Consider the following 21783-nt stretch of genomic DNA (forward strand, 5'->3'; position numbering starts at 1 on the left):
TCCGTCATCCGTCATCCGTCATCCGTCATCCGTCATCCGTCATCCGTCATCCGTCATCCGTCGGAGTCTCCTGCGGTCCCCTCCCCCGAAGGGGGAGGTGGCATCGGCCGCAGGCCGATGACGGAGGGGGAGGGCTGGCGCGTCGCGAGGCATCCCTAGAGACCGCCCCTCGCCCCTCGCTACTCGCCCCTCGCTACTCGCTACTCGCTACTCGCTACTCGCTACTCGCTACTTCTCGCCAGCAGGCGGCGAACCGCGCGAGCGCTCGTCCGGCCGGCGATTCTCCCCACCTCATCCCCCGCTTCGTCCTTGACGACGATCAGGGGGACACCGGAGACACCGACGGCGGTGAACACATCCCGGTGGTGGTCGTATCGGAACTCTTCGAAGTCGACTCCTTCTGCCACGAGGACGGACCGAGCCTGATCGCAGTTGGCGCAGCCGGCGTCGCTGAACAGTGTGACCGCGGACCGGAGGCTGCCCAGGTCGAGCGGTGCCTTCGCCACCCGACGACGCTCACCCAGCCTGAAGCCGAGAGCGACCCCGATCGCCACGGCGACCGCAGCCGCCACGACAAGGAACCTGACGACCGGCTCACTCATCGGGTGGAACCGGGATGCCCGCTGAGAAGGCGACCCGACCGTCGGCCCTCACCGACCAGGCGGCGCTGAACGGATCGGCGGATCTGACCATGTAACCGATGGTGTCGCCACCGACGACCGGAATCTCGGTGACGGTGCCCGGCTCGAGGATCTCGTTGGTGTTGAACACTTCGTCACCGGTGAGCCGGCTCACCGTGACCACGACGGCACTGTCGCTCGTGTTGAGCAGCCACAGGGAAGCACTCTTGCCCGCCTCGGGACGCGTGCCGGGCAGCAGCCAGGTACCCGCCTGCTGCTCGACGCCGCTGGTCACCGCGGTACCCAATGCTCCTGTGCTCACCACGCCGGCAGCCACCGGCGTCGGGGAGGACACCCGGGCGGCCACGACGTCGAAGTCGAGATCGACGGTCGACAGGTCGAGCCGGGCCGGTGCCTGGGCAGGGATGTCGAGGACCAGCTGGGTGCGCTGGGCACCCTCGGTGCCGAACAGTTCGACGTCGACGGCGATGTCCCCAAGGCTCGGGTTGGCCACCACGATTGCCGCCGAGTCATCTGCTGACAAGCGACTGATCGGCAACTCCCAGGCTGTTGCGAGACCCGTACCGGACCACCACGCCTGGTCGACACCCTGGGTGAACGCCATGGCCGGAACCGCCAACCCCGAATCGAGACGCACCGAAACGATGAGCGACTGCCGCTGGCGCAGTTGCTCGGCGAAGTCGAGATCCGTCCACGACCGCGAGCTGATCGTCACCTTCGACATGCTCCCGAGGACTTCAGTGCCGATCTCGGAGAAGGCCGACACGGTCACCGTGGCAGCTTCCGGGAAGGGGTTGAACAGCCTGAGCCGCAACGCCTCGCCGGTCATGGTCGATCCGCCCACGAAGAACCATTCGTCGCCTGCGTGCCCGACGCAGGCGTCGGCGGCGAGGACTTCGCCCGACACCACCACGGCGGCCCCCGACGGGCCGCCGGCGAACTCGACGAACCCGGGCGAATCGCCTCGCTGGGCGACCTCTGAGAGGGTGATCACCGCACCGCCGGGGCCGTCGATGGCCGTCGAGACCCGGTCGGGCGGCTCCCCCGGGATGAGTACGGGGAGCGTGAGGTCGGCCACCGCCGGGGCCGCTGCCACCAGCGAGATCGCCGAGTCACGAGTGGTCGTCGCCTGCGCCCACGGGCAGTACCAGATCGTCGCATCGGTTGGAGACGAGATCCCGAGACGCTCGATGACCACCCCCGACAGGGGTGGAGGAGGCACAGCAGGCGCCGGCATGAGGGCAGACGCAGCACCGAGGGCCGCCACCGACAACCCCAGGAGCAGGCGCCTCATCGCTCGGCCCTCCTGCCGTTGGCGACGGCGACCAGCAGCGCGAGGAGCCACACACCGGCACCGATGGCCATGAACCGGCGCGGGGCATACCCGCTGAAGCCGACCTCGGTGAGGCTTCCGCTGATCGAGTTGCGCCATCCGTCCTGGCTCCACGCCCCGGGACCCCAGCGGTGGTCGGCATTGCTGGCGACGATCACCTGACTCGCCGTCGGGGCTCCGTCGGGGCGCCGATACGAGGTGCCGTCGCCCACCCATGGCGTCCCGTCGGCGGCCAATGCCGGAGCGGCGGGGGCATCGTTGAGCAACACGATCGGTTGGGAGAGCGAGGTCAGGCGGACCATGTCGAACTGGGCCTCGAACAACTGCGTGAGCGGGTAACGCTCGGTGAACGCCACCCACCCGATGCCGAACTCGGCGAGCTCGGCGCCGGCGCGGCGGATCCGACCGTCGATGAGATCCTCGAGCAGGCGATGGAGCGCGTCGTCACCGAGACGCGGTTCGTTGAGATAGGCCTCGCCGCTCGTCGGATATGGCGGCGTGAACACCCGATAGGAAAGCCCCTCGAGCTCGCGCGTGGTGCCGGGCAGATCCTCGCCGAACATGAGAACCCGATCGGGGGTACCGGCGGACGGGACGGCGAACCCGAAGACCCCGGTGAGTGTGTCGCGGGGCAAGCCCGCCCGGCCCGGTCCCGTGACGAGGAACGTGGACAGCAGCAATCCGACGGCGGCGAGGCTCCCCACAACCGCGACGGCGCCGGGGGCACCGGTGGGTCGGGTCCGGCGACGAACCATCTCGAAACACGCTCCGGCGGCGATGGCGATCCCGAGTCCCGCCAACAGAGTGCCGGCCACCTGCACTTCGCGTCCCGTCCCCAGCGAGCCGGTCCTGGCCGTGAGAACACCGAGTCCGGCGATCACCCCACCCCAGGCTGCCAGAGCGGCGACGGTGCGGTCCGATGACAGCAGGGCTCCGAGGATGGCCAACGCCGCCAGGACGACGACCACGAGGCCGGGCGTCCAGAAGGCGGCGGGTCCCTCGGTGAGGAGCGACCCGAAGTCCTCATAGAGCACCCACGGGAGCAGCAGCGGGATGGCGAGGGCGGTGGCAAGCGCGAGTCGGATCAGCCCTCCGACTCGCTCTCCGACACCGGTGAGCGCCCAGAAGGCGCCGGCGATCAGAGGGATCACGAGCGCCAGTGGTACGAACGCCCCCGCCACCCCGACGGCGAGAGCGATGCCAGCCAGCCGCGACGCTCGAAGCAGTCGTCGCTCGGGCCATGGTCGCAGGGCGCCGCCCAGGGCCCAGGGAAGCGCCGCGGTGGCGGGGAGCGCCACCCAATGGCTGTCCCCGACCACAGCGCCGATGGCCGGTCCGGCCATCAACACCAGGCCGGCGAAATACCCGGGGATCGGGGCCACGCCCCACACCCGCAGCATGCGAGCCATGCCGAACACACCTCCGAGGATCGAGCCCACCGTGATCACGGCGACGGCGAGGCCCCCCCGGCCGAGGAGCAGCATCTGGAGGACGGCGGTCGCAGCGACGTGGGGACGCACCACCTCCGGCGACCCGAGACCCGCAGGATTCCATCCACCGGCGTACGCCCCGAGCGTCGCAGTCGCCGAGGACGCGGGCGGCAGGGAGAAACCGACCACGGGGAGATGGGCGGTCCAGACATCGCGGGTGGCGACCAGCGTCAGCATCACCACGAACATCCCGACGAAGAGTGCCGGGTGCCGGATGCTCTGCTGGCCGCTGACCACAGCCTCCGAGAATCCCGACAGGACGCCATCGGGAAAGCGTCGGGCGATGCGTTCCAGCAGGTCCTCGTAGAGATTACGAAGGCGCACAGAGCCGCTGGTCTGGTACCGGAACAGCTCCTCGTCACCGGCCTCCCGGCCCCGTCTCGCCTGCCATCGGGACCGCAGCGCCGAGGGGAGCCGGACGATGTTCCAGCCCCATGCGGCAAGCACGCCGGGGAGCGGAAATCGCCCGGTGAATGGGCGAAGGACCGACTCGACGAGACCGATCATGAGGGAGACCGGTAGCGCCCACGCCAGGGTGAGAGGACCGTAGGCCTTGATCATCGCCCTGATCTCGCCGGCCCGTTCCCGCCAGCGGGGCTCCGGATCGGGTCCCTGGTACTCGACCACCGACGAGGGCACTACCACGATGCGCCCGCCGCGCAGCCGAGCACGCTGGCAGAAGTCGATGGCGGCGGAGGTCGGCGCCATCTTGAGGTCGACGCCGCCCAAGCCTTTGAACAGATCCCGACGCACCAGCATCGACGTCCCGCCGGCGGCCGCCACGTCCCGGATGACGTCGTACTGCGCCTGGTCCACCTCGTCGGCCTCGAGACCGCTGTACGGGGCAGCGAACACGTCGGTGGCATACCCCACCGAGATGAGCCGCTGCGGATCCTCGGCGTCGACGACCTTGGAGCCGGCCACCGACGCATCCACCCGCTCCCCATCGTGAATGAGCGCCGCCAGGGCCGCCGGTCGGGGACGCGAGCGCTCCCGGAGGAACCAGACGTAGGTGATGTCACGCTCGATCGAGTCGTACACGCCGCGCAGGTTGGGTCGCCAGGTCGCACCCGACTCGCTGGCGACCTTGCGGGCGGCATCGTCGCCACCGACGACGAAGACCCGTTTCGGCTGGAAGGTCTGTTCGCTGACGGCGGCGAGGCACGGCCCGAGGATCTCCGCATCGTCTGCGGTGACGACGGCGACGACGGTCGGCGCGGTGGGCTTCTCGGGCGGCCCTGAAGGGTCCGTGGACATGGGTTGGGTCATTGTAAGGATGTCCGGGCTCTGCGAGCCCGGACAGCAGGCAGCTGGCAGCAGGCAGCCGGCAGCACCGCCAACTAGGTCGCACTTCTGCCACCGAGCGTCCTCGACCGGCGACAATGGCGCCATGCCCAGGGTCGTCCTTCTCGCTGGCGGTGTCGGCGGTGCCCGCGCCGCCCGCGGCTTCGCTGCCGTACTCGGCCCAGCGGACTTCACCGTGGTGGGCAACGTCGGCGACGACGACTGGATGTACGGCGTCCACGTCTCCCCCGACCTCGACACCATCGTCTACACGCTCGCCGGCCTCGAGGGTCCGGAGGGCTGGGGCCGCGCCGACGACACCTTTGCGGTGATGGCCGGCCTCGAGCAGATCAACGTCGACACCACCTTCCGTCTCGGTGACAACGACCTCGCCGTGTGCCTGGCGAGGACCCGCGCCTTGGACGAGGACGAGCCCCTGTCGCTGATCTCGGATCGCATCGGTGCCCTGCTCGGGGTGCAGCACCAGGTGCTCCCCGCCACCGACGACCGGCTGCGGACGCGCATCCACGCCAGAACGGGTGAGTGGATGTCGTTCCAGGAGTACTTCGTCCTGCGGGGTCAGCAGGACGAGGTCGCCGAAGTGGTCTTCGACGGAGCCGACCACGCCCACCCGGCACCGTATGTGCTCGACGCGATCACCGGAGCCGACCTGGTCGTCATCGCCCCGTCGAATCCGATCCTTTCGATCTGGCCGATCCTCGCCGTGGGCGAGATCGCCGAGGCCGTAGGCGAGGCGCGCCGGGTCATCGCGGTGAGTCCACTCTTCGGGGGCAAGGCGCTCAAGGGCCCCGCCGATCGGGTGATGAAGTCGCTCGGACTCCAACCGGGGACCGCCGGGATCCTGGAGGCGTACCGCGGCCTGCTCACCGACCTCGTGGTCGACATCGGCGACGCCGAGGACGCCGGCATGTCCGAGGACGTTCGCATCCATGCCCTCGACACCCGCATCGCCGAACCGAAAGCCGCCGAACGGTTCGCCACCGAAGTGCTGGCCCTATGACCCTGACCATCCACCCGCTGACAGGCATCCCCGAGGTCGAGCACGGTGACGATCTGGCGGCGCTGCTGCTCGAGGCGATCCGGGAAGCGGGCCTGGCCCTGGAAACCGGGGACGTGCTCGTGGTCACCCACAAGGTCGTATCGAAGGCTGAAGGCGCGGTGGTCCCTCTCGAGGGACCAAACGAGGACGCCGCCTACCGGGCAGTGGTGATCGACGAAGCCGCCGAGATCGTGCGCCGTCGCGGCGACCTGATCATTGCCCGGACCAAGCACGGGTTCATCTGCGCCAACGCTGGAGTCGATCGGTCGAATGCGGCGCCGGGGACCGCCATCCTCCTCCCCCACGACCCGGACCGCTCGGCCCACGGCCTGCGGATGTCCCTGAAGGCAGCCACCGGCATCGACCCGGTGGTCGTCGTTTCCGACACGTTCGGCCGTCCCTGGCGCCGTGGGTTGGTGGACGTCGCCATCGGCATCTCGGGCATGGAGGCGATCCTCGACCTCCGCGGCACCGTGGACGGTGTCGGCCGGGAACTCCAGGTGACCGAGATCGCCCTCGCCGACGAGATCGCCGCCGCTGCCGACCTGGTCATGGGCAAGGCCGATCGCATACCGGCGGCGCTGATCCGCGGGCTGTCGGTGCCGCGGGGGGAAGGCCGAGCCGCCGACCTGATCCGGCCACCCGAGGAAGAGCTGTTCCGCTGACCGGCGCGGCGAGTCAGGGGATGCCGGACCCGCGGTTACGGTCGACATGAGACGGCAGCGCCCGGCGCGCCCGGACGTCTAAACCGTCAGAAGCCTCCACCCACCACGGCACTCGTAGACCCGCCCCGTGCCGCGTCGTACACCAACTGCGTGCTGGCGTTGAACTTGGGGCCGTGCATCGCCTTCACGCCGCGGTAGCCGTACGAGTTGACGGAGATCACAACGCCGTTGTGCCCGCTCGTCTTCGACTTGATCCACGGGCCTCCGGACGACCCGCCGGTCATGTCGCACAGGTTGAGCCGGTAGGTCGCGTTGGCATTGCTCGGATCGGCAGTCACGCCGTTGGCGCAGTAGGTCAGCTACTGGCCGTTGTACTTCTGCGCGGCCGGGTAACCGAATGCCCAACCCTGCACCGAGTTGTCTGTGGCCACTGCGTTGAAGTCGATCCCCAGCGGCGTGACCACCACATCGAGATAGTCCATCGCGTGCCCGCCTTCCAGGGCCATGGCGAAGCCGAAGTCGTACCGCGTGGCCGTCGAGTTGAAGCTCGACTGACTGGCGTATCCGTCATGGACGAACAACGCGGCTGCGCTCCAGCACCCGAGGTGGGTGTCGTCGCAGTACGACGAGTTCGATGTCGACAAAGGTGCGGGGGCCGCGTCGTAGTTCGGGATGAACACCCAATGCTGGGCGAACTGGTTGTTGACCTCGTCGTACACACAGTGAGCCGCGGTCACGATGACCGACCGCTCGGCAACCCCGTCCGTGACCACGCTCGCCGAGCACACGTAGTAGGACGACCCGAGGGCGAACAGCACCTTGCCGCTGGCGTTGGCGATGTCGCCACCCTGAGTCCAGCGAGCACCGCTGACGACGACGATCTCATCTCCGCCATCCGGCACCGTGGTGGTCGTGGTCGTTGTGCTGGTGGTAGTGGTGGTGGTGTCATCCGGGCAGTCGCGCGGCACTCCGGGAGGGCCTCCACAGTGCCCGGGCGCGTGATGCGCCGGGAGCACGCTCGTCCCCAGCACGTCAGGCGCGTCGAGCACCATGTCGCGCGGGATCGCTCGAGCGACGCGAGCGTGGGTCCAGAAGCTCGAGGGTCCTCTGATGATTTGCCCGTACGCCTTCGGCCGGCGTAGAACCCGACTGTCCGCCACCCCCCGACCCGGCTCCGGCGATCGCGGGAACGGCGACCACCAGCACTGCGGCGACTACTGCCAGACGAAGCCACTTCATGGTCGGACCTCCGCGCTAGGTGAGTGCGTGAAGAGCGTAGCGATCAGGCGGTGCGCGCGCCGGGGGCTCGGCGAGCAAGGGCCGGAGGTCGTCACCTGCCCCATCGCCCGGAATGTGTCATACCCGAGGGTCATGATGCAGTCATGGAGTTGGCACGAATCCGGGAAGCAGTCGGGGTACTCAAGGCGGAGCTGAACAGCCTGGTGCCGTCGATGGTCGACCCGGGAATGGCGCAGCGGCTCATCGAAGCCCTAAGCGAAGGAAGCCGAGCCTGCTCCAGTGCGACCGCGCTTCTCGCCTCACGGGTCGGCGATCCCGACCGCCTCGCCCGGGACCTCGGAACCTCGATCGGGCGAGCGCGCGCCGTGAGTGATCTCTCCAATCAGCTGAAGCGCACCCCGGCCCTCGACCGGGCCATGCGCGACGGCGCGCTGTCGGTAGACCAGGCGACCGAGATCTCCAAGGCCGAAGCCGTGGTCCCGGGTTCGGCCGACCATCTTGTCGAGGTTGCCCGGTCCGAACCCTTCCACGAGCTCAAGCGCCAAGCCCGCCAGGCGATCCTCGACGCCGATCGCGCCCGACTGCCCGACCGCCAACGACGGGCCCGACGCGCCGCTCACTGGGTCACGCCGCTCGGCATGGTCCACATCGAGGCCGACCTCGAGCCCCACATCGGCGCCCCCATCGTCGAGTGCCTCGACGCCGACGCTCGCCGCATGGCCAAGAGCGGTGTCGAACCGTTCCAGCACCATCTCGCCGACGCCGTCGCCGAAGCCCTCGGAGGGAACGGCTCGGCACCGTCGTCACGAAGCGATGTGGTCGTGCTCGTGAGCCACGAAGTCGCCGAGCGCGGGTGGATCGATGTCCGGGACGACGAGCACTGCCACATCGTCGGCGTCGGCCCGATCGGCCCGCAGACGGCGAAGGGCATCGCCGACGATGCCTTCCTCAGCGGAGTGCTCTTCGACGGCAAGGATCTGCGTCACATCAAGACCTGGGGTCGGCATGTGCCTGCGCCGGTGCGGCTTGCGCTGCGGCTCGGTCCGGGTCCCGAGTTCGACGGTCCCCGCTGCATCGACTGCGGCAATCGTCTCCAACTCGAGCTCGATCATCAGACACCCCTGTCCGAAGGTGGGCCAACCAGTTTCGACAACCTCGAACCCCGATGCGAGAAGTGTCATCTAGCGAAGACACGGCGCGAACGCAGACGGCGCCGGCTGGACCGGGCGGCAAGCGGCGTGTCGGCGGGCGTTAGTGGTGCTGTCCAGGAACGCTCGCCGCCCTAAGGAGACGGCTCCGCAACCCCGGGCCATCCGCCCACGTACTCCATCGAATTCAGAAGGTCGAGGACCTGTGCCCGGGTCTCTTCCGAGGCGTCATCACCGATCGCCACGAACACGAGGAGCGCCCGATCGCCATCCACGAACGCGACCCAGCGGATATAGAGGTCGTGCCGGTCCTCCCGATACAGACACTCGGCGGCCTCGGTGTTCGCTCCCCACTCGTCGAGCCACTCGTAGGTGAACTCCTCGGGGTGGGGCAAGGACGCGTATCGACCTGGGCCGAGTTGCACGGATACAAAAGCACTCGTTGGACCAGTGACCTCCAGAGCAAACTCGGGTACCTGAGCACAGCGACTTCCCCCCGGTCGCATCGGAAAGGTCGCGGCCGAGAAGATCTCCGTCGGGATGGCCAGCGCCGGCGTGAGCGACTCCTCAGCAACGATCCACCCGGCCGGGACCTCGAAGCGATAGCCCTCGGCCTCGTGCGCAACCCACGCGCGGTTGAACACGATCGGAATGTCGTCGCACCGTGTCCCTCCGTCGGGACAGGGCGCGCCGGGGTCGAGGAGCACCTCGATCTGGTAGTCGACGGCCCGCTCGATGGCGTAGGACGCGGTAGCGAGGTCGTCCCAGTACCACACCTCGCCTCGTCGCTCGACGATCCGCACGTCGACGGCGCGTATGAAGTACTCGGTGAACAGGTGCTGCAGGATCTCGGCACGATCGCGCTCGATGATCGCCGCCACCCGGTCGCGATCGGTGTCACCCTTTACCGGGAGCGACCCGGCGGAACCCGTGAGGTGTGGCGCCGCTGCCGGGCAGTCAGACGGGCTTTGCGTGAAGATCGTCTCCGAGCACGGCCCGGATCGGAAGGGCAGGGCTGCGGTGTACGGCTCGGCATCGCCGACCGCAACGGTCACCTCGACACACGGGTCGCCGGTGAACACGAACCCGCCGACGAACTGGGCCGGCTCGTCGGCGCACGGCAGGAAGGTCACTGCCCGCTCGTGCCGGTCGACCCGATACGCGCCTCCCGAGTTCCAACGATCCGAGTTGTAGAGGTGGGCGGCACGATGGACGTAGGACGGTGCGATGGTGAGCGTGACGGAGACACCGGGCTCGAGGACGGCGATCGTCTTCGTCGATGGATCCGCGCCGGGGCCGCCCTGTCCCGCCGGGGCGACATGCCACAGCCACAGGGGTCCATATCGGATGGCATTGTCCTGCCAGCCCTCGGACATGTTCTCGATGCCACAGTCGCCTTCTGTCACATATGCCTCGGGTTCCGCCACGGGCTCGTCCCACGGCGACCAAAGGCCAGCGACAAAAGCGAGGGCGTCGGAGCGGGCAAGATCCTGATCGGGAAGCGGCGGTGGGTTCTCGCAGAAGACCATGACGAAGTCGCTGGTGCCGGTTGCGATGGCCAGGCCCACACCGCCCTCGACACCGGGGAACTCGTGCGCCTCGACGGGCGTCCGTCCTGGGCGATCCACCAAGACCGTGGCAATCGCCCCCTCGAATGCGAGGTCGAGGTTGGTGTAGGTCGATGACACCGTGCACACCCGACCAGCGCTGGCTTCGAACACCACGCCGATCGTCGAGTCGTCGGGGATGAAACCCTCCGCACCCTGCTCCGGGGCAAACGACGACACGAGTTCGAACCCGTCGGGGATGTCCAGCTGCATCACGCCGATGGGGATAGTGGGTGGGACGGCGATCGATCCGTCGGCGTCTCGCTCGATCCGCAGCCTCCTGAGGTGCGGCCCGACCTCGTACAGAGCGTCGTCCGTACCCACGAGTGTCCCGCCCGAGGAACCGGACACATCACTCAGCGCCATCGGGATCCATGCGGCGCGGACGGCATCCCACACCGCCACGCCGGAACACATGCGCACCACCGGGGTGCCCCCGACCGATGATGCCTCGGGAAGGCACTCGTAGAACCGCAGCGGCAGATCACCCGGGCGGGTCCACTCCTCGTCGCGGTAGAACGCCGTTGCCATGTCGTATGTCACGACCATCAAGCCCTCGTCGGTCCACACGCTGTCGCGGGCTCGTTCAGGTACCGGCGGTCCGTCGAGCAACACCCAGGCATCGTCGCCCGGCGTCCACGCTCGAAGCGAGCCCGACCCGATGGCAAGCACGCGGTCCCCGGTCCAGTGGGCACGTTGCGGGCTGTGCACCGCATCGTCGGCGCCGCCGGGAAAGGCGGGGAGATCGAGGGGATGTGGGGAAAACCAGTCGTAGGCCATCTGCTGACGAGGTGCAACGAGCAGCTCACCGGTCCACGCCACCGAAACGAGCGGCGCCAGCCGCGAGAAGAAGTCGCCGCGCAGGGGTTCCCACGTGCCCGTTTCCGGGTGGTACGCCGCGGTGCCCACACAATCGTCGACGATGAGCGCCGCCCCCTTCAAGATGATGACATCGTCGACGGCTATGGCTTGTGTCTGGCCGAGCGGTGAGCACACCTCGTCAGGAAGGGGCTCGACGGGACGCCAGATCGCAGTCTGCGGGTCGAACAGGAAACCGTCCTGGTGGTACCAGCTGTAGTCAAGTTGATCTTCGAGTCCCGGAGTGTCACCACCGCCCCAGGCAAACAACTCGGTGCCCGTCCAGGCCGTCGCGACTCCGTACCGGCCCGCGATCGGTCCGGCGTCGAGTTCCTCCCAACCGGCACCGAGGATCGGGACGGGTTCACCCGACACGCCACCTGGGTGGGTCGTCGTGGTCACGCCGGTCGTCGGCACGGTCGTGTCGGGAAGCGTCGTCGACACGGCGGCGGTGTCATCGGGTGGCCGTGTCAGGACCAGGACGGCCACAGCGGTCAAGAGCACACTCCCGACCGCCGCCCCGGCAAGGACTCGGGTGCGGCGCATCCTGCGGTCCCGATAGGCGGCCGCATCGAGCGGGTCGCCCACGCGAGCGGCCATGCGATGCGCGTGCTCGGCGGCGCGACGGGCGACGTCGTCGAACTTCACTCCTCCACCTCCAGCCGCTCTGCGAGCGCGACACGCGCCCGTGCGAGGTGGACGCGGACCGTCGAGGCCGAGATGCCGAGGACCGCAGCCACGCCGTCCGAATCGAGATCGTCGACATACGTCAGGGCCACGACCTGGGCCTGTCGCCGCGGCAGCGCGCGGACCTCCGCCCAGAACCGATCGGACACGGGATCTGCCGGGGGTGAGACGTCGTTGGGACGCAGCCTCAGCACGGCACGGGTCTCGGCGCGCACCTGCCTCCATCGACCGATCGCCAGGTTGAGTGCGACGCGACGAACCCAGGCGGCGGGTCGCTCCAGGCGCCCAATGCGGTCCCAGTCGCGCCAGGCGCGGAAGAACGCCTCCTGGGTGGCGTCCTCAGCGTCGCCGGTTCGCCTCGTCAGTCCGATGGTCACTGCAAGCACGCCGCGCACCTCGCGCCGGTAGAAGGTCTCGAAGGGCTCAGGCGACCCGACGACCTGTCGATCATCCGACCGCTGACGCCGCCGGTCTCCCCGTTCCATGTCTGGGGTATACACGCGCCGGGCCGCTCCCGTGCTTACCTAATGCCGCCCGCGACGCGACAATCACGCCATGCCCGAGCTCCCCGACGTCGAGATCTACGTCGAACGTTTCGATGCGCTCGTCGGCGGCAGCCCGCTCGAGCGACTCCGGGTAGCCACACCCTGGGTGCTGCGCACCTACGACCCGCCACCGGAGGAGTTGGAGGGCCGGGCCCTCATCGGTGTGACGCGTCTGGGCAAGCGGATCGTGCTCGAGTTCGACGGTGACCGGTACGCGGTCATCCATCTGATGGTGGCCGGGCGGCTCCGGTGGCGAGCACCCGGCTACGCCATCCCCAAGACCCGCGGCCTCGCCGCCTTCGACTTCCCAACAGGCACCGTCCTGTTCACCGAAGAGGGGAAGACCAAGCGGGCCAGCCTCCACCTGCTGCGCGGCCGCGACGGGCTGGCCGAACACGACCGTGGCGGCCTCGAGCCGATCGGCAGCGACCCCAGCGCGTTCGCCGAAGCCCTCCGACGCGAACGCCACACCCTCAAGCGCTCACTCACCGACCCTCGGCTGTTCTCCGGCATCGGCGGCGCCTACGCCGACGAGATCATGCATCGGGCCAGGGTGTCCCCCATCGCCATGACCGACCGCCTCACCGACGAGCAGATCACGGCACTGCACGAGGCCACCACGATGGTGCTCACCGAATGGGTGGAGCGGCTGCGTGAGGAGGTAGGCGACGGCTTCCCGGAAAAGGTCACCGCGTTCCATCCGGAGATGGCCGTCCACGGCAAGTACGGCCAGCCGTGCCCCGACTGCGGGGCGCCGGTCAAGCGCATCGTGTACGCCGACAACGAAACCAACTACTGCGCCCGCTGCCAGACCGGCGGCCGCATCCTCGCCGACCGCGCCCTCAGCCGACTCCTGAAAGACCAGTTCCCCCGCCAGTTGGAGGATTGAGTCCAACGGGCAACCGGCAACCGCTAACGGGCAACCGGCAACCGGCAACCGGCAACGGCTGAGCCGAAGGCTCAGCCCCTATACCACTCCACCGTCTTGCGCAGACCCGACTCCAGCGAGGTCCACGCCTCCCAGCCCAGGACCTTCTTCGCCTTCGACGAGTCGACCACGTTGCGACGAACGTCACCGGGACGCGGGGGTCCGAACACCGGCGCCTTGCTGTACCCGGTGATGGCGGCCAACTGATCGAACAGTTCGATCACAGACGTCTCGACACCGCTCCCGACATTGAGCAGCAGACCACCCCCGGCATCTGCCGCCCGCAGGAAGGCGTCACATACGTCGCCGACGTAAACGTAGTCCCGGGTGTGGCCACCGTCGCCGTTGATGGTGATCCTCCCGTTCTCCAGCATGGCGCGGGCGAAAATCGCCACGACGCCGCCCTCCAGACCGGGGTCCTGGCGGGGGCCGTACACGTTGGCCAGCCCGAGCAGCGTGTAGTCGAGCCCATGGGTCGCCGAGTACCAGGCGAAGTAGTCCTCGACGAGCTTCTTCGAGATCCCGTACGGTGACCCCGGGTGCTTGGCAGCCGTCTCCTTCGCCGGGAGCTTCACCCCACTCCCGTAGATCGCACCCCCGGACGAGGCGAAGACGATCTTGCGAGCCCCCGACCGCCGGGTCGCCTCCAGCACGTTGAGCGTTCCGATCACGTTGACCATGGCGTCGTGGATGGGATCGATCACGGACGGTGCCACCTTGCTCTGTGCGGCAAGGTGAAACACGACCTCAGGACGAAAGCGCTGCATGACGTCGGCGAGGTCTTCGGACTGGATGTCGGTGACGTGGACCGACACGTTGCCCCGGCGACGCGCCCCCGCCAGCCGATCCATCTCACCGAAACTGAGGTCGTCGACCACCTGGATATCCCATCCGTTGTCGACGAGGACGTCGACGAGGTGACTGCCGATGAACCCGGCCCCACCGGTCACGATCCCGCGCACGTCACACCTCCGACCGTCATTCTGGTGGCTGGAACCTGATCGCCGCTTCACCGAGCACCGCATCCGGGGCGAGCCGCGCACCGCCGGTGAGCTCGCAACGAGCGCCGACCACGGCCCGCGCCCCGATCATCGAGTCGCCAGTGACGGTCGCTCCTTCGCCTACGACGGCGTCCCACCCGATGACGCCCCGGCGAACCACGGCGCCGCTACTGATCCGGGCACCGCCGAGCACCACCGCCTCCTCGACGACGGCCTCCGGAGCCACGGTCGCCGACGGATCGATCCACGACCACGCGCCCCCATCACCGAGCATCCCGCCGTGGGCGTCGAGATACAACGTGGGAGTGCCGATGTCGAGCCATCGCCCGTCGAGCGTCACCGCGGCGAGCGCACCGCGTCCGGCGAGATCGGGGAACACGGTTCGCTCGAACGAGAGGGGTCCCGGCGGGTAGTCCTCCAGCGCGCCCCGAGACATGACGTACACGCCCGCGTTCACCGTCCTCGCCGGCGCATCGGCCGTGGGCATCTTCTCGAGGAAGCGCTCGACGCGTCCCTCTCCGCCAACCACCACCACCCCGTAGGCACTCGTGTCGTCGACCTCGACGAGGGCGAGCGTCGCCTCCGCGCCGGCGTCGGCCACCAAGGGACGCAGATCGGCTTCGAGGATCACATCCCCGTTCAGCACGAAAAACCGGTCGTCGAACCCATCGAGCGCCGACCGGACCCCACCGGCCGTATCGAGTGGTCGATCCTCCACGATGAGACGCAGCTCGACCCCCCCTACCGGCTGGGAGGCAAACGCCTCCCACTCCTCCAGCAGGTGCGTCCCGACGGTGAGAAACACCTCGTCGACGCCGAGCTCGGCGAGGCGGGCGATCTGATACTCGATGAACGGCAGCCCGGCGAGCGGGAGCAGGCCCTTCGGGATCTCGGCGGTGATGGGCCACATCCGCGTGGCGCGCCCGCCCACGAGCACCACGGCCTGGCGGACGGTCACGGGGTCTCAGCCGGTGGGTGCATCCAGGCCGACGATAACCAGCAGATCGACGCCATCGGGGGTCCTCCCGACGACCGCCCGGCCGTATCCGAGCTCGGCCACCACCGCCTCGGCGGCCCTGAGGTCGTTGGCGCGCGCCACCACCAGGGTGATGGCGTAGTCGGTCCGCGTCGAATTCGTGGTGGCGACCACATCGAAACCGGCAGCCGTCAACACGTCGCCGACCTGCGTGGCCGCCCCGCTGCGGCCGTTGCCGTTCTGGACCTCGACGGCGGCGTCGCGGCCCACCGCGCTCCCGATGGGACGCCCGGCGACGAAGGCGGAGATCATCTCAGATGTCAGCGGCTCGTCGGCGACCACGTACGACACGCCGCCCTCATCGCTGATGCGGCCCGGGAGAGTCCCGGTGTCCATGCCCTCGGGCTCGATGTTGCGCATCGACCAGGCGAGGTTGATTATCTCGTCCTCGCGAAAGTTGCTGTCGGTGGTGACGAAGCCACCCAGGGCGTCGAGCAGCGAGTTGAAGCCGGCTGGCGACGACGGTGGCTCGATCTGCGTGATGATCGCCATGAGGATGTCCTGCTGGCGGCGCGTCCGCCCGAAGTCACTGCCGTCGACGCTCACCCAGCCGCCGCCCTCCCGCTGCTCCTGGTACGAACGGCTGCGGGCGAGGGCGAGCGCCTGCTGGCCATCGAGCGTCTGAGTGCCTGCGCCGATCGAGAGGTTCGACTTGAGGTCGCGCGCCGGATACGGGAACGTCATGCGCACGCCACCGATGGCGTCGACGATCCCGGCGAACCCGCCGAAGTCGACCTCCAGGTAGTGATGGATCGGCGCGCCGATCAGCTCGGTCACCGCGGCGACCAGATCACCTGCCCCGTTGGAGAAGGTGCCGTTGATCTTCTGGGTGACCCCTCCGTATACGACCTTGAAGTCACGGGGGATCGACAGCATCTGGACCGACCCCTCCCGTGGGCGGACCGTGACCAGCATGATCACGTCGGCCCGCTCGCCGCCGAAGGAGCCGGTGTGGGCGAACTCGCTGCCCAGCCCCTCCCGCCGATCGCTACCGACGAGGAGGAAGGTCCTCGGGCCCAACGGTTCCGATGATGGGGGGGTGAGCTGCAGTTCCTCGGCCGGAATGGTGGGGATGGCACCGCTCACCTGGTTGGCCGCCCACCAGATCGCTCCGAGGGTCCCGAAGACGGCGACGTTGGCGAAGATGAGGATGCCGATGATGGCGCGCCGCGCTCCGCTCTTGCGGGGACGGCTACGCGGCGCGGGGGGCGTGAGAGGTGATGGCATCGGCGGGAGGTCCTTTTGTAGCAGTCGCCAGGCGCTACGCGGTGGCGGCGGAGGCTGAGGGGGTGAGCGAATAGGCTCGCCCCCTGAGACGCTACGAGGGCCGCCGCCGGTTCCCGGGTCCGACCCTGCGGTGGATCTCACGCAACTCGTCGCCGTCCGGGAGGTACTCGAGGGCGGCGCCCGGCGACCCGGTCACGCCGGCGCGAGCACCGTGAACCGGTCGAGGAAGGCGACCAGGCGATCCGCCATGTCCTCGAAGGCGGCGTAGTCGAAGTCGTCTGCGTCCTCGTCGAGCAGGGAGGACGCCGTGGTAGGAAAGACAGCCCACTCGCCGCGGCCCACCGACCCATGGAGGGCCCGAACCGCCTCGCCCTCGTCATCCGGCTCGTTGGCGATGATCCCCAAAATCGGTCCACGGACGGATCCCAACACCGTTTCCAGGTCGGTGACGGGACCGCCGAGGATCACCAGGGGGCCACCGATGTCGGTGGCGGCTCCCGCCCCGGCCACGGCCGATCCCCCGACGGCGACCACGGCCGGGGGTTCAGGTCGACAGAACGCCGACCACCCGTGCCGCATCGTCTCGGCAACCCGCACCGCGTCGTCGGCCACCCGGTCGGGCGACAGCTCTGTATCGCCGCCGCGGGAGAGATCAGGGGCGGCGGCGGCGTACCCGTACCGGGCGAGGCGTCGACACAGTGCCCGGACACTCGGCGTCTGGCCGTCCTCGTCGTGGAGCACGACAACGGCCGGATGGCGACCCACCACGTCGGGACGGCTCAGATAGACGGATCGGTGTGGCGGCGACGGCAGCACGGTCCGTCCGTAGAGGATCTGAACCCGGCCTTCCCCGTCGATGAGAGCCATAGGAAGAGGGTAGCGAGCAGCATTGGGGTCGCCAGCTACCGGCTACCAGCTTCCAGCTACCAGCAATCCGGCTAAGAGCCATGAGCTACGAGCTCCGTACGTGCCTCACCTCGCCCGAGTCGAGCACCACGGTCCCTTCTGGTGTATCGACGATGAGGCCGCCGCGGTCGTCCACACCAACGGCACGGCCCGAGCCGTTCGGATCCCAGGTGATCTCGGTGCCGAGCGTGGTGCACCGCTCCTCGTACTCGTCACGGCCCCAGTCGTCCGGGCCGCGATCCAGCCGGGCAACGGCCTCGAGCGCCCACCGCACGGCAAAGGAGCGCGACGCATCATCCCCCGGATCTTCCGAGAAGAGCGCCGCCGCCCCTTCCATCGGGGACGGCCAGTAGAGGTTGACCCCCATGCCGATCACCACGAGGTCACCGTCTGACTCGACGAGGAGGCCACCGACCTTCGAACCACCCCGCACCAGATCGTTGGGCCACTTGAGTCTCACCTCGAACGTCGCTGCGGCGGCGAGGCCGGCGACGAGGGGCACGACCGCCAAAGACTCGGCCGGCCACGGCAGCCTCACGGCCAGCGACGTGGCGACCGCCCGGTCGGCATGGACCCAGGTACGCCCGGTCCGCCCCCGGCCGCCCGTCTGGCGAGCGGCGGTCACCAGGAGCGGCGCCTCGCCGACCCTGGCCCGCGCCTCATCCATCGTGGAGGCGGTTTCCTCCAGGTGGACGACGTCGAGGGGTGTAGCCATATGCGCGGTGATGGGAGTCGAACCTCAGAGCGACCATACTCATCCACCGAACCAGCAGGGAGCGCATGAGCACCTCCGACCGCATCGAACGGCTACGCCAGATCCGCGAGGAAGCGGCCCACGCCGGGAGTGCCCGCGCCGTAGCCAAGCAGCACGAGTCCGGGAAGCTCACCGCCCGGGAGCGCATCGACCTGCTCCTGGACAAGGACTCGTTTGTCGAGATCGACAAGTTCGTACGTCACCGCGCCACCGCCTTCGGCATCGGAGAGACCCGCCCGCCGGGAGACGCCGTCGTCACCGGCTGGGGCACCGTCGACGGGCGCACCGTGTTCGTGTTCGCCGAGGACTTCACCGTCTTCGGTGGCTCACTGGGCGAGGCGGTGAGCGAGAAGATCTGCAAGCTCATGGATCTCGCCATGGACACCGGCGCACCGATCATCGGGCTCAAGGACTCCGGCGGCGCCCGCATCCAGGAGGGCGTCATGGCACTGGACGCCTACGGGAAGATCTTCAGGCGCAACGTCGCCGCCTCCGGCGTCATCCCGCAGATCTCGGTGATCATGGGTCCCTGCGCCGGCGGCGCCGTGTACTCCCCCGCCATCACCGACTTCGTGTTCCAGGTGGAAGGGACCGCCCACCTGTTCATCACGGGCCCGGACGTCATCAAGGCGGTCACCGGCGAGGACGTCACCTTCGACACCCTCGGCGGCACCCAGCCGCACAGCACCGTGTCCGGGGTCACCCACTTCGTCACCGACGACGGCGAGCAGGCGCTGGAGGAGGTCCGATACCTGCTGTCGTTCCTCCCACAGAACAACCTGGAGGCTCCCCCCTTCTTCGCTCCCTCCGATCCCGCCGATCGCATGGACGACGAGTTGACCGCCATCGTCCCCGACTCGCCGAATCAGCCGTACGACATGAAGCGCCTCGTCGAACTGGTGGTCGACAACGGCGAGTTCTATGAGGTCCAGGAACACTTCGCCCCCAACCTGCTCATCGGATTCGCCCGCCTCGACGGATACAGCGTCGGGATCGTCGCCAACAACCCGGCGGCCCTCGCCGGTACCCTCGACATCGACGCCTCGGTAAAGGGGGCGCGGTTCGTTCGGTTCTGCGACGCCTTCAACATTCCCATCGTCACCTTCGTCGACGTGCCCGGCTTCCTCCCCGGCGTCGATCAGGAGCACGGAGGGATCATCCGTCACGGCGCCAAGCTGCTCTACGCCTACTGCGAGGCCACGGTGCCGCGAGTGACCGTGGTCACCCGCAAGGCCTACGGCGGGGCATACCTCGTCATGAACTCGCGGGCGGTCGGCGCCGACATCGCCCTCGCCTGGCCGACCGCCGAGATCGCGGTCATGGGCGCCCAGGGAGCGGTGAATGTGATCCACCGGCGGGCGATCGCCGACGCCGAGGACGCGGACGCCAGGCGGGCCGAGCTCATCGCCGAATACGAGGGTGCCTTTTCCAATCCCTATGTGAGCGCCGAACGCGGGCTCATCGACGAGGTGATAGAGCCACGGGAGACCCGGCCGCGGCTCATCAGGGCGCTCGACATGCTGCGTACCAAGCGCACGTCGCTGCCTCCGAAGAAGCACGGGAACATCCCTCTCTAGGATGCCCGGAATGCACTCCGTGCTGGTCGCCAACCGCGGCGAGATCGCCGTCCGCGTCATCCGCGGCATACGAGAGATGGGCTTGCGGGCCGTCGCCGTCTACTCGGAACTCGACCGCGATGCCCTCCACACCCGGATCGCCGACGAAGCGTGGAATGTGGGTCCCGCCCCGGCCGCCGAGTCCTACCTGGACATCAACGCCATCCTCCGGGCCGCCGCCGAGGCCAAGGTGGATGCGATCCACCCCGGATACGGGTTCCTCGCCGAAAACGCCGAGTTCGCCCGAAGGGTGATCAAGGCCGGGATCACCTGGATCGGGCCGCCCCCGGACGCCATCACCGCCATGGGCGACAAGATCTCATCTCGGAAGGTGGCCGAACAGGCCGGGGTCTCCGGGGTGCCGGGAACGATGGAGGCGCTGACCACCGCCGAGGACGTCGAGCGGGTCGCCGAGGAGTTCGGCTATCCGATCGCGATCAAGGCGGCCCACGGCGGAGGTGGCAAGGGCCTGCGGGTGGTCCGAGAACGCTCGGAGGTCGCCGAGGCGTTCGAGGCGGCGTCACGGGAGGCGGATGCCTACTTCAAGAACCCCGAGGTCTACGTTGAGAAGTACCTCGAGCATCCCCGCCACGTCGAGGCGCAGATCATCTTCGACCAGCACGGCAACGGATTCTTCCTCGGTGAGCGCGACTGCTCCCTGCAGCGCCGACACCAGAAACTCATCGAGGAGACCCCCTCCCCGGTGATGAGCGACAAGCAGCGCAAGGCGATGGGCAAGGCCGCACTCGCCATCGCCCGCGCCGCCGGTTACGTCAATGCCGGCACCGTCGAGTTCCTGGTCGACCGGTCCGGAGACTTCTACTTCCTCGAGATGAACACGAGGCTCCAGGTGGAACACACCGTGACCGAGATGGTCACCGGCATCGACCTGGTCCGCGAGCAGCTACGGGTCGCCATGGGTGAGAAGCTCGATCTGGTGGTCGAGCCCCGGGGCCACGCCATCGAGTTCCGGGTCAACGCCGAGGATCCGGCGACCGGGTTCCTGCCGTCCCCGGGCACCATCGTCGAATACCAGGAGCCGGGCGGGTTCGGGGTGCGCGTCGACAGCGGGTACGGTCCCTCGTCGACGGTGAGCCAGTACTACGACAATCTGGTTGCCAAGCTGGTCGTCTGGGGCCGGGACCGCTCGGAGGCGATCGAACGCTCGCGCCGGGCGCTCGGCGAGTTCAAGGTGACCGGCATCGCCACCACCATCCCGTTCCACCTGCTGGCCCTCGACGATGCCTCCTTCATCGCCGGCACCCACCACACGCGTACTGTCGAGGAGGACATGGACCTGTCGGGTCTCACCCATCCGGCGGCCTCGGTGCTGCCGAGCGACGAGGAGATGGCCGAACGGGAGATGACCGTCGAGGTGGGCGGACGCAAGTTCGTCGTCCGTCTGTGGTCACCCGAGATCCCGGTCGCCGGCGTCGCCGGACGCCGCCAGACGCCGCGGCGTCGCCCCCCAAAGCTCACTCCGGCTCGCTCCTCCGCCGGAGGCGAAGGCACCGTCACTGCCCCGATGCAGGGGACCATCGTCAAGGTGTATCGCAAGGCCGGAGATCGGGTCACGGCCGGGGAACCGCTGATCATCCTCGAAGCGATGAAGATGGAGAACGAGGTCAGGTCGCCGCTCGATGGCGAGATCGTCGATCTCAGGGTGCAGCCCGGCGACCGGGTCTCGGCGGGCGCGGTGCTTGCAATCGTGAAGTAGCGGCTCCAGACGAGACGCTTAACGCTCAACGCTCAACGCAG

At 68.6% G+C, this 21783-nt stretch carries 18 protein-coding genes; 6 read left to right on the top strand and 12 right to left on the bottom strand.

Going from position 1 to position 21783, the window contains the following annotated elements; translation table 11 throughout:
• Window positions 1-221: 221 nt before the first annotated feature.
• Genes WEA29_05740 through WEA29_05750 form a run of 3 tightly spaced genes read right to left on the bottom strand, consistent with a single transcriptional unit; the run spans window position 222 to window position 4721 of the window.
• Window positions 222-602, bottom strand: coding sequence for a glutaredoxin domain-containing protein (locus tag WEA29_05740; GenBank protein ID MEX2323255.1), 381 nt, complete (start codon window positions 600-602; stop codon window positions 222-224).
• Window positions 595-1935 carry a DUF5719 family protein gene (locus WEA29_05745; GenBank protein MEX2323256.1) on the bottom strand — a complete coding sequence of 447 codons (1341 nt, stop codon included), beginning with the start codon at window positions 1933-1935 and terminating at the stop codon, window positions 595-597. Before WEA29_05745 ends, WEA29_05740 begins: the two co-directional genes overlap by 8 nt.
• On the bottom strand, window positions 1932-4721 hold the full coding sequence (locus WEA29_05750) for a hypothetical protein (protein MEX2323257.1): 2790 nt from the start codon (window positions 4719-4721) through the stop codon (window positions 1932-1934). Before WEA29_05750 ends, WEA29_05745 begins: the two co-directional genes overlap by 4 nt.
• 133 nt (window positions 4722-4854) lie before the next feature.
• Between WEA29_05750 and cofD the strand changes: the two genes are divergently transcribed.
• Both cofD and cofE read left to right on the top strand, forming a co-directional pair.
• Entirely contained in the window at window positions 4855-5769 is a 915-nt protein-coding gene (gene cofD / locus WEA29_05755) for a 2-phospho-L-lactate transferase (protein MEX2323258.1), read from the top strand.
• Window positions 5766-6473 carry a coenzyme F420-0:L-glutamate ligase gene (gene cofE, locus WEA29_05760; protein ID MEX2323259.1) on the top strand — a complete coding sequence of 236 codons (708 nt, stop codon included), beginning with the start codon at window positions 5766-5768 and terminating at the stop codon, window positions 6471-6473. The genes cofD and cofE overlap by 4 nt, the downstream gene beginning before the upstream one ends.
• An 86-nt stretch (window positions 6474-6559) precedes the next feature.
• On the opposite strand, the gene WEA29_05765 is transcribed toward cofE, so the two are convergent.
• Together WEA29_05765 and WEA29_05770 are read right to left on the bottom strand one after the other, a co-directional pair.
• Window positions 6560-6811 carry a hypothetical protein gene (locus WEA29_05765; protein MEX2323260.1) on the bottom strand — a complete coding sequence of 84 codons (252 nt, stop codon included), beginning with the start codon at window positions 6809-6811 and terminating at the stop codon, window positions 6560-6562.
• A gap of 21 nt (window positions 6812-6832) precedes the next feature.
• Entirely contained in the window at window positions 6833-7441 is a 609-nt protein-coding gene (locus WEA29_05770) for a hypothetical protein (GenBank protein MEX2323261.1), read from the bottom strand.
• Between the two features lie 414 nt (window positions 7442-7855).
• Here WEA29_05770 and WEA29_05775 point away from each other — a divergent pair, with 414 nt between their 5' ends.
• On the top strand, window positions 7856-8998 hold the full coding sequence (locus WEA29_05775; GenBank protein ID MEX2323262.1) for an HNH endonuclease signature motif containing protein: 1143 nt from the start codon (window positions 7856-7858) through the stop codon (window positions 8996-8998).
• On the opposite strand, the gene WEA29_05780 is transcribed toward WEA29_05775, so the two are convergent.
• Window positions 8995-11973 (bottom strand): hypothetical protein, encoded by a 2979-nt coding sequence (locus tag WEA29_05780; GenBank protein MEX2323263.1) that lies wholly within the window; start codon window positions 11971-11973, stop codon window positions 8995-8997. The genes WEA29_05775 and WEA29_05780 overlap by 4 nt on opposite strands.
• Entirely contained in the window at window positions 11970-12497 is a 528-nt protein-coding gene (locus tag WEA29_05785; GenBank protein ID MEX2323264.1) for a sigma-70 family RNA polymerase sigma factor, read from the bottom strand. Before WEA29_05785 ends, WEA29_05780 begins: the two co-directional genes overlap by 4 nt.
• Before the next feature lie 70 nt (window positions 12498-12567).
• Between WEA29_05785 and WEA29_05790 the strand changes: the two genes are divergently transcribed.
• Complete coding sequence (locus WEA29_05790; GenBank protein MEX2323265.1) at window positions 12568-13446, top strand: DNA-formamidopyrimidine glycosylase family protein; 879 nt, start codon at window positions 12568-12570, stop codon at window positions 13444-13446.
• Between the two features lie 71 nt (window positions 13447-13517).
• Here WEA29_05790 and WEA29_05795 read toward each other — a convergent pair whose 3' ends face one another.
• From WEA29_05795 to WEA29_05815, 5 genes are all read right to left on the bottom strand, one after another.
• Window positions 13518-14447 carry an NAD-dependent epimerase/dehydratase family protein gene (locus WEA29_05795; GenBank protein ID MEX2323266.1) on the bottom strand — a complete coding sequence of 310 codons (930 nt, stop codon included), beginning with the start codon at window positions 14445-14447 and terminating at the stop codon, window positions 13518-13520.
• A gap of 16 nt (window positions 14448-14463) precedes the next feature.
• Entirely contained in the window at window positions 14464-15444 is a 981-nt protein-coding gene (locus WEA29_05800) for an NDP-sugar synthase (protein MEX2323267.1), read from the bottom strand.
• A 6-nt stretch (window positions 15445-15450) separates the two neighbouring features.
• Window positions 15451-16749, bottom strand: coding sequence for an LCP family protein (locus tag WEA29_05805; GenBank protein MEX2323268.1), 1299 nt, complete (start codon window positions 16747-16749; stop codon window positions 15451-15453).
• A 192-nt stretch (window positions 16750-16941) separates the two neighbouring features.
• Window positions 16942-17616 (bottom strand): dienelactone hydrolase family protein, encoded by a 675-nt coding sequence (locus WEA29_05810; GenBank protein ID MEX2323269.1) that lies wholly within the window; start codon window positions 17614-17616, stop codon window positions 16942-16944.
• A gap of 85 nt (window positions 17617-17701) precedes the next feature.
• Window positions 17702-18370 carry a biotin--[acetyl-CoA-carboxylase] ligase gene (locus tag WEA29_05815; GenBank protein MEX2323270.1) on the bottom strand — a complete coding sequence of 223 codons (669 nt, stop codon included), beginning with the start codon at window positions 18368-18370 and terminating at the stop codon, window positions 17702-17704.
• Window positions 18371-18435: 65 nt separating this feature from the next.
• Here WEA29_05815 and WEA29_05820 point away from each other — a divergent pair, with 65 nt between their 5' ends.
• Window positions 18436-19986 (top strand): acyl-CoA carboxylase subunit beta, encoded by a 1551-nt coding sequence (locus tag WEA29_05820; protein MEX2323271.1) that lies wholly within the window; start codon window positions 18436-18438, stop codon window positions 19984-19986.
• Between the two features lie 10 nt (window positions 19987-19996).
• Window positions 19997-21742 carry an acetyl-CoA carboxylase biotin carboxylase subunit gene (locus WEA29_05825; protein MEX2323272.1) on the top strand — a complete coding sequence of 582 codons (1746 nt, stop codon included), beginning with the start codon at window positions 19997-19999 and terminating at the stop codon, window positions 21740-21742.
• Window positions 21743-21783: the final 41 nt, after the last annotated feature.

This window comes from Acidimicrobiia bacterium (assembly GCA_040902765.1).
GTDB lineage: Bacteria > Actinomycetota > Acidimicrobiia > Spongiisociales > UBA11373 > DATKBG01.

Excerpts from the sequence above, each read along its gene's own strand:
- WEA29_05820 (MEX2323271.1), top strand. The coding sequence starts at position 18,436 with ATGAGCACCTCCGACCGCATCGAACGGCTACGCCAGATCCGCGAGGAA.
- WEA29_05825 (MEX2323272.1), top strand. The coding sequence starts at position 19,997 with ATGCACTCCGTGCTGGTCGCCAACCGCGGCGAGATCGCCGTCCGCGTC.
- WEA29_05785 (MEX2323264.1), bottom strand. The coding sequence starts at position 12,497 with ATGGAACGGGGAGACCGGCGGCGTCAGCGGTCGGATGATCGACAGGTC.
- WEA29_05790 (MEX2323265.1), top strand. The coding sequence starts at position 12,568 with ATGCCCGAGCTCCCCGACGTCGAGATCTACGTCGAACGTTTCGATGCG.
- WEA29_05805 (MEX2323268.1), bottom strand. The coding sequence starts at position 16,749 with ATGCCATCACCTCTCACGCCCCCCGCGCCGCGTAGCCGTCCCCGCAAG.
- WEA29_05815 (MEX2323270.1), bottom strand. The coding sequence starts at position 18,370 with ATGGCTACACCCCTCGACGTCGTCCACCTGGAGGAAACCGCCTCCACG.
- WEA29_05740 (MEX2323255.1), bottom strand. The coding sequence starts at position 602 with ATGAGTGAGCCGGTCGTCAGGTTCCTTGTCGTGGCGGCTGCGGTCGCC.
- WEA29_05750 (MEX2323257.1), bottom strand. The coding sequence starts at position 4,721 with ATGTCCACGGACCCTTCAGGGCCGCCCGAGAAGCCCACCGCGCCGACC.
- WEA29_05745 (MEX2323256.1), bottom strand. The coding sequence starts at position 1,935 with ATGAGGCGCCTGCTCCTGGGGTTGTCGGTGGCGGCCCTCGGTGCTGCG.
- cofD (MEX2323258.1), top strand. The coding sequence starts at position 4,855 with ATGCCCAGGGTCGTCCTTCTCGCTGGCGGTGTCGGCGGTGCCCGCGCC.
- cofE (MEX2323259.1), top strand. The coding sequence starts at position 5,766 with ATGACCCTGACCATCCACCCGCTGACAGGCATCCCCGAGGTCGAGCAC.
- WEA29_05775 (MEX2323262.1), top strand. The coding sequence starts at position 7,856 with ATGGAGTTGGCACGAATCCGGGAAGCAGTCGGGGTACTCAAGGCGGAG.
- WEA29_05810 (MEX2323269.1), bottom strand. The coding sequence starts at position 17,616 with ATGGCTCTCATCGACGGGGAAGGCCGGGTTCAGATCCTCTACGGACGG.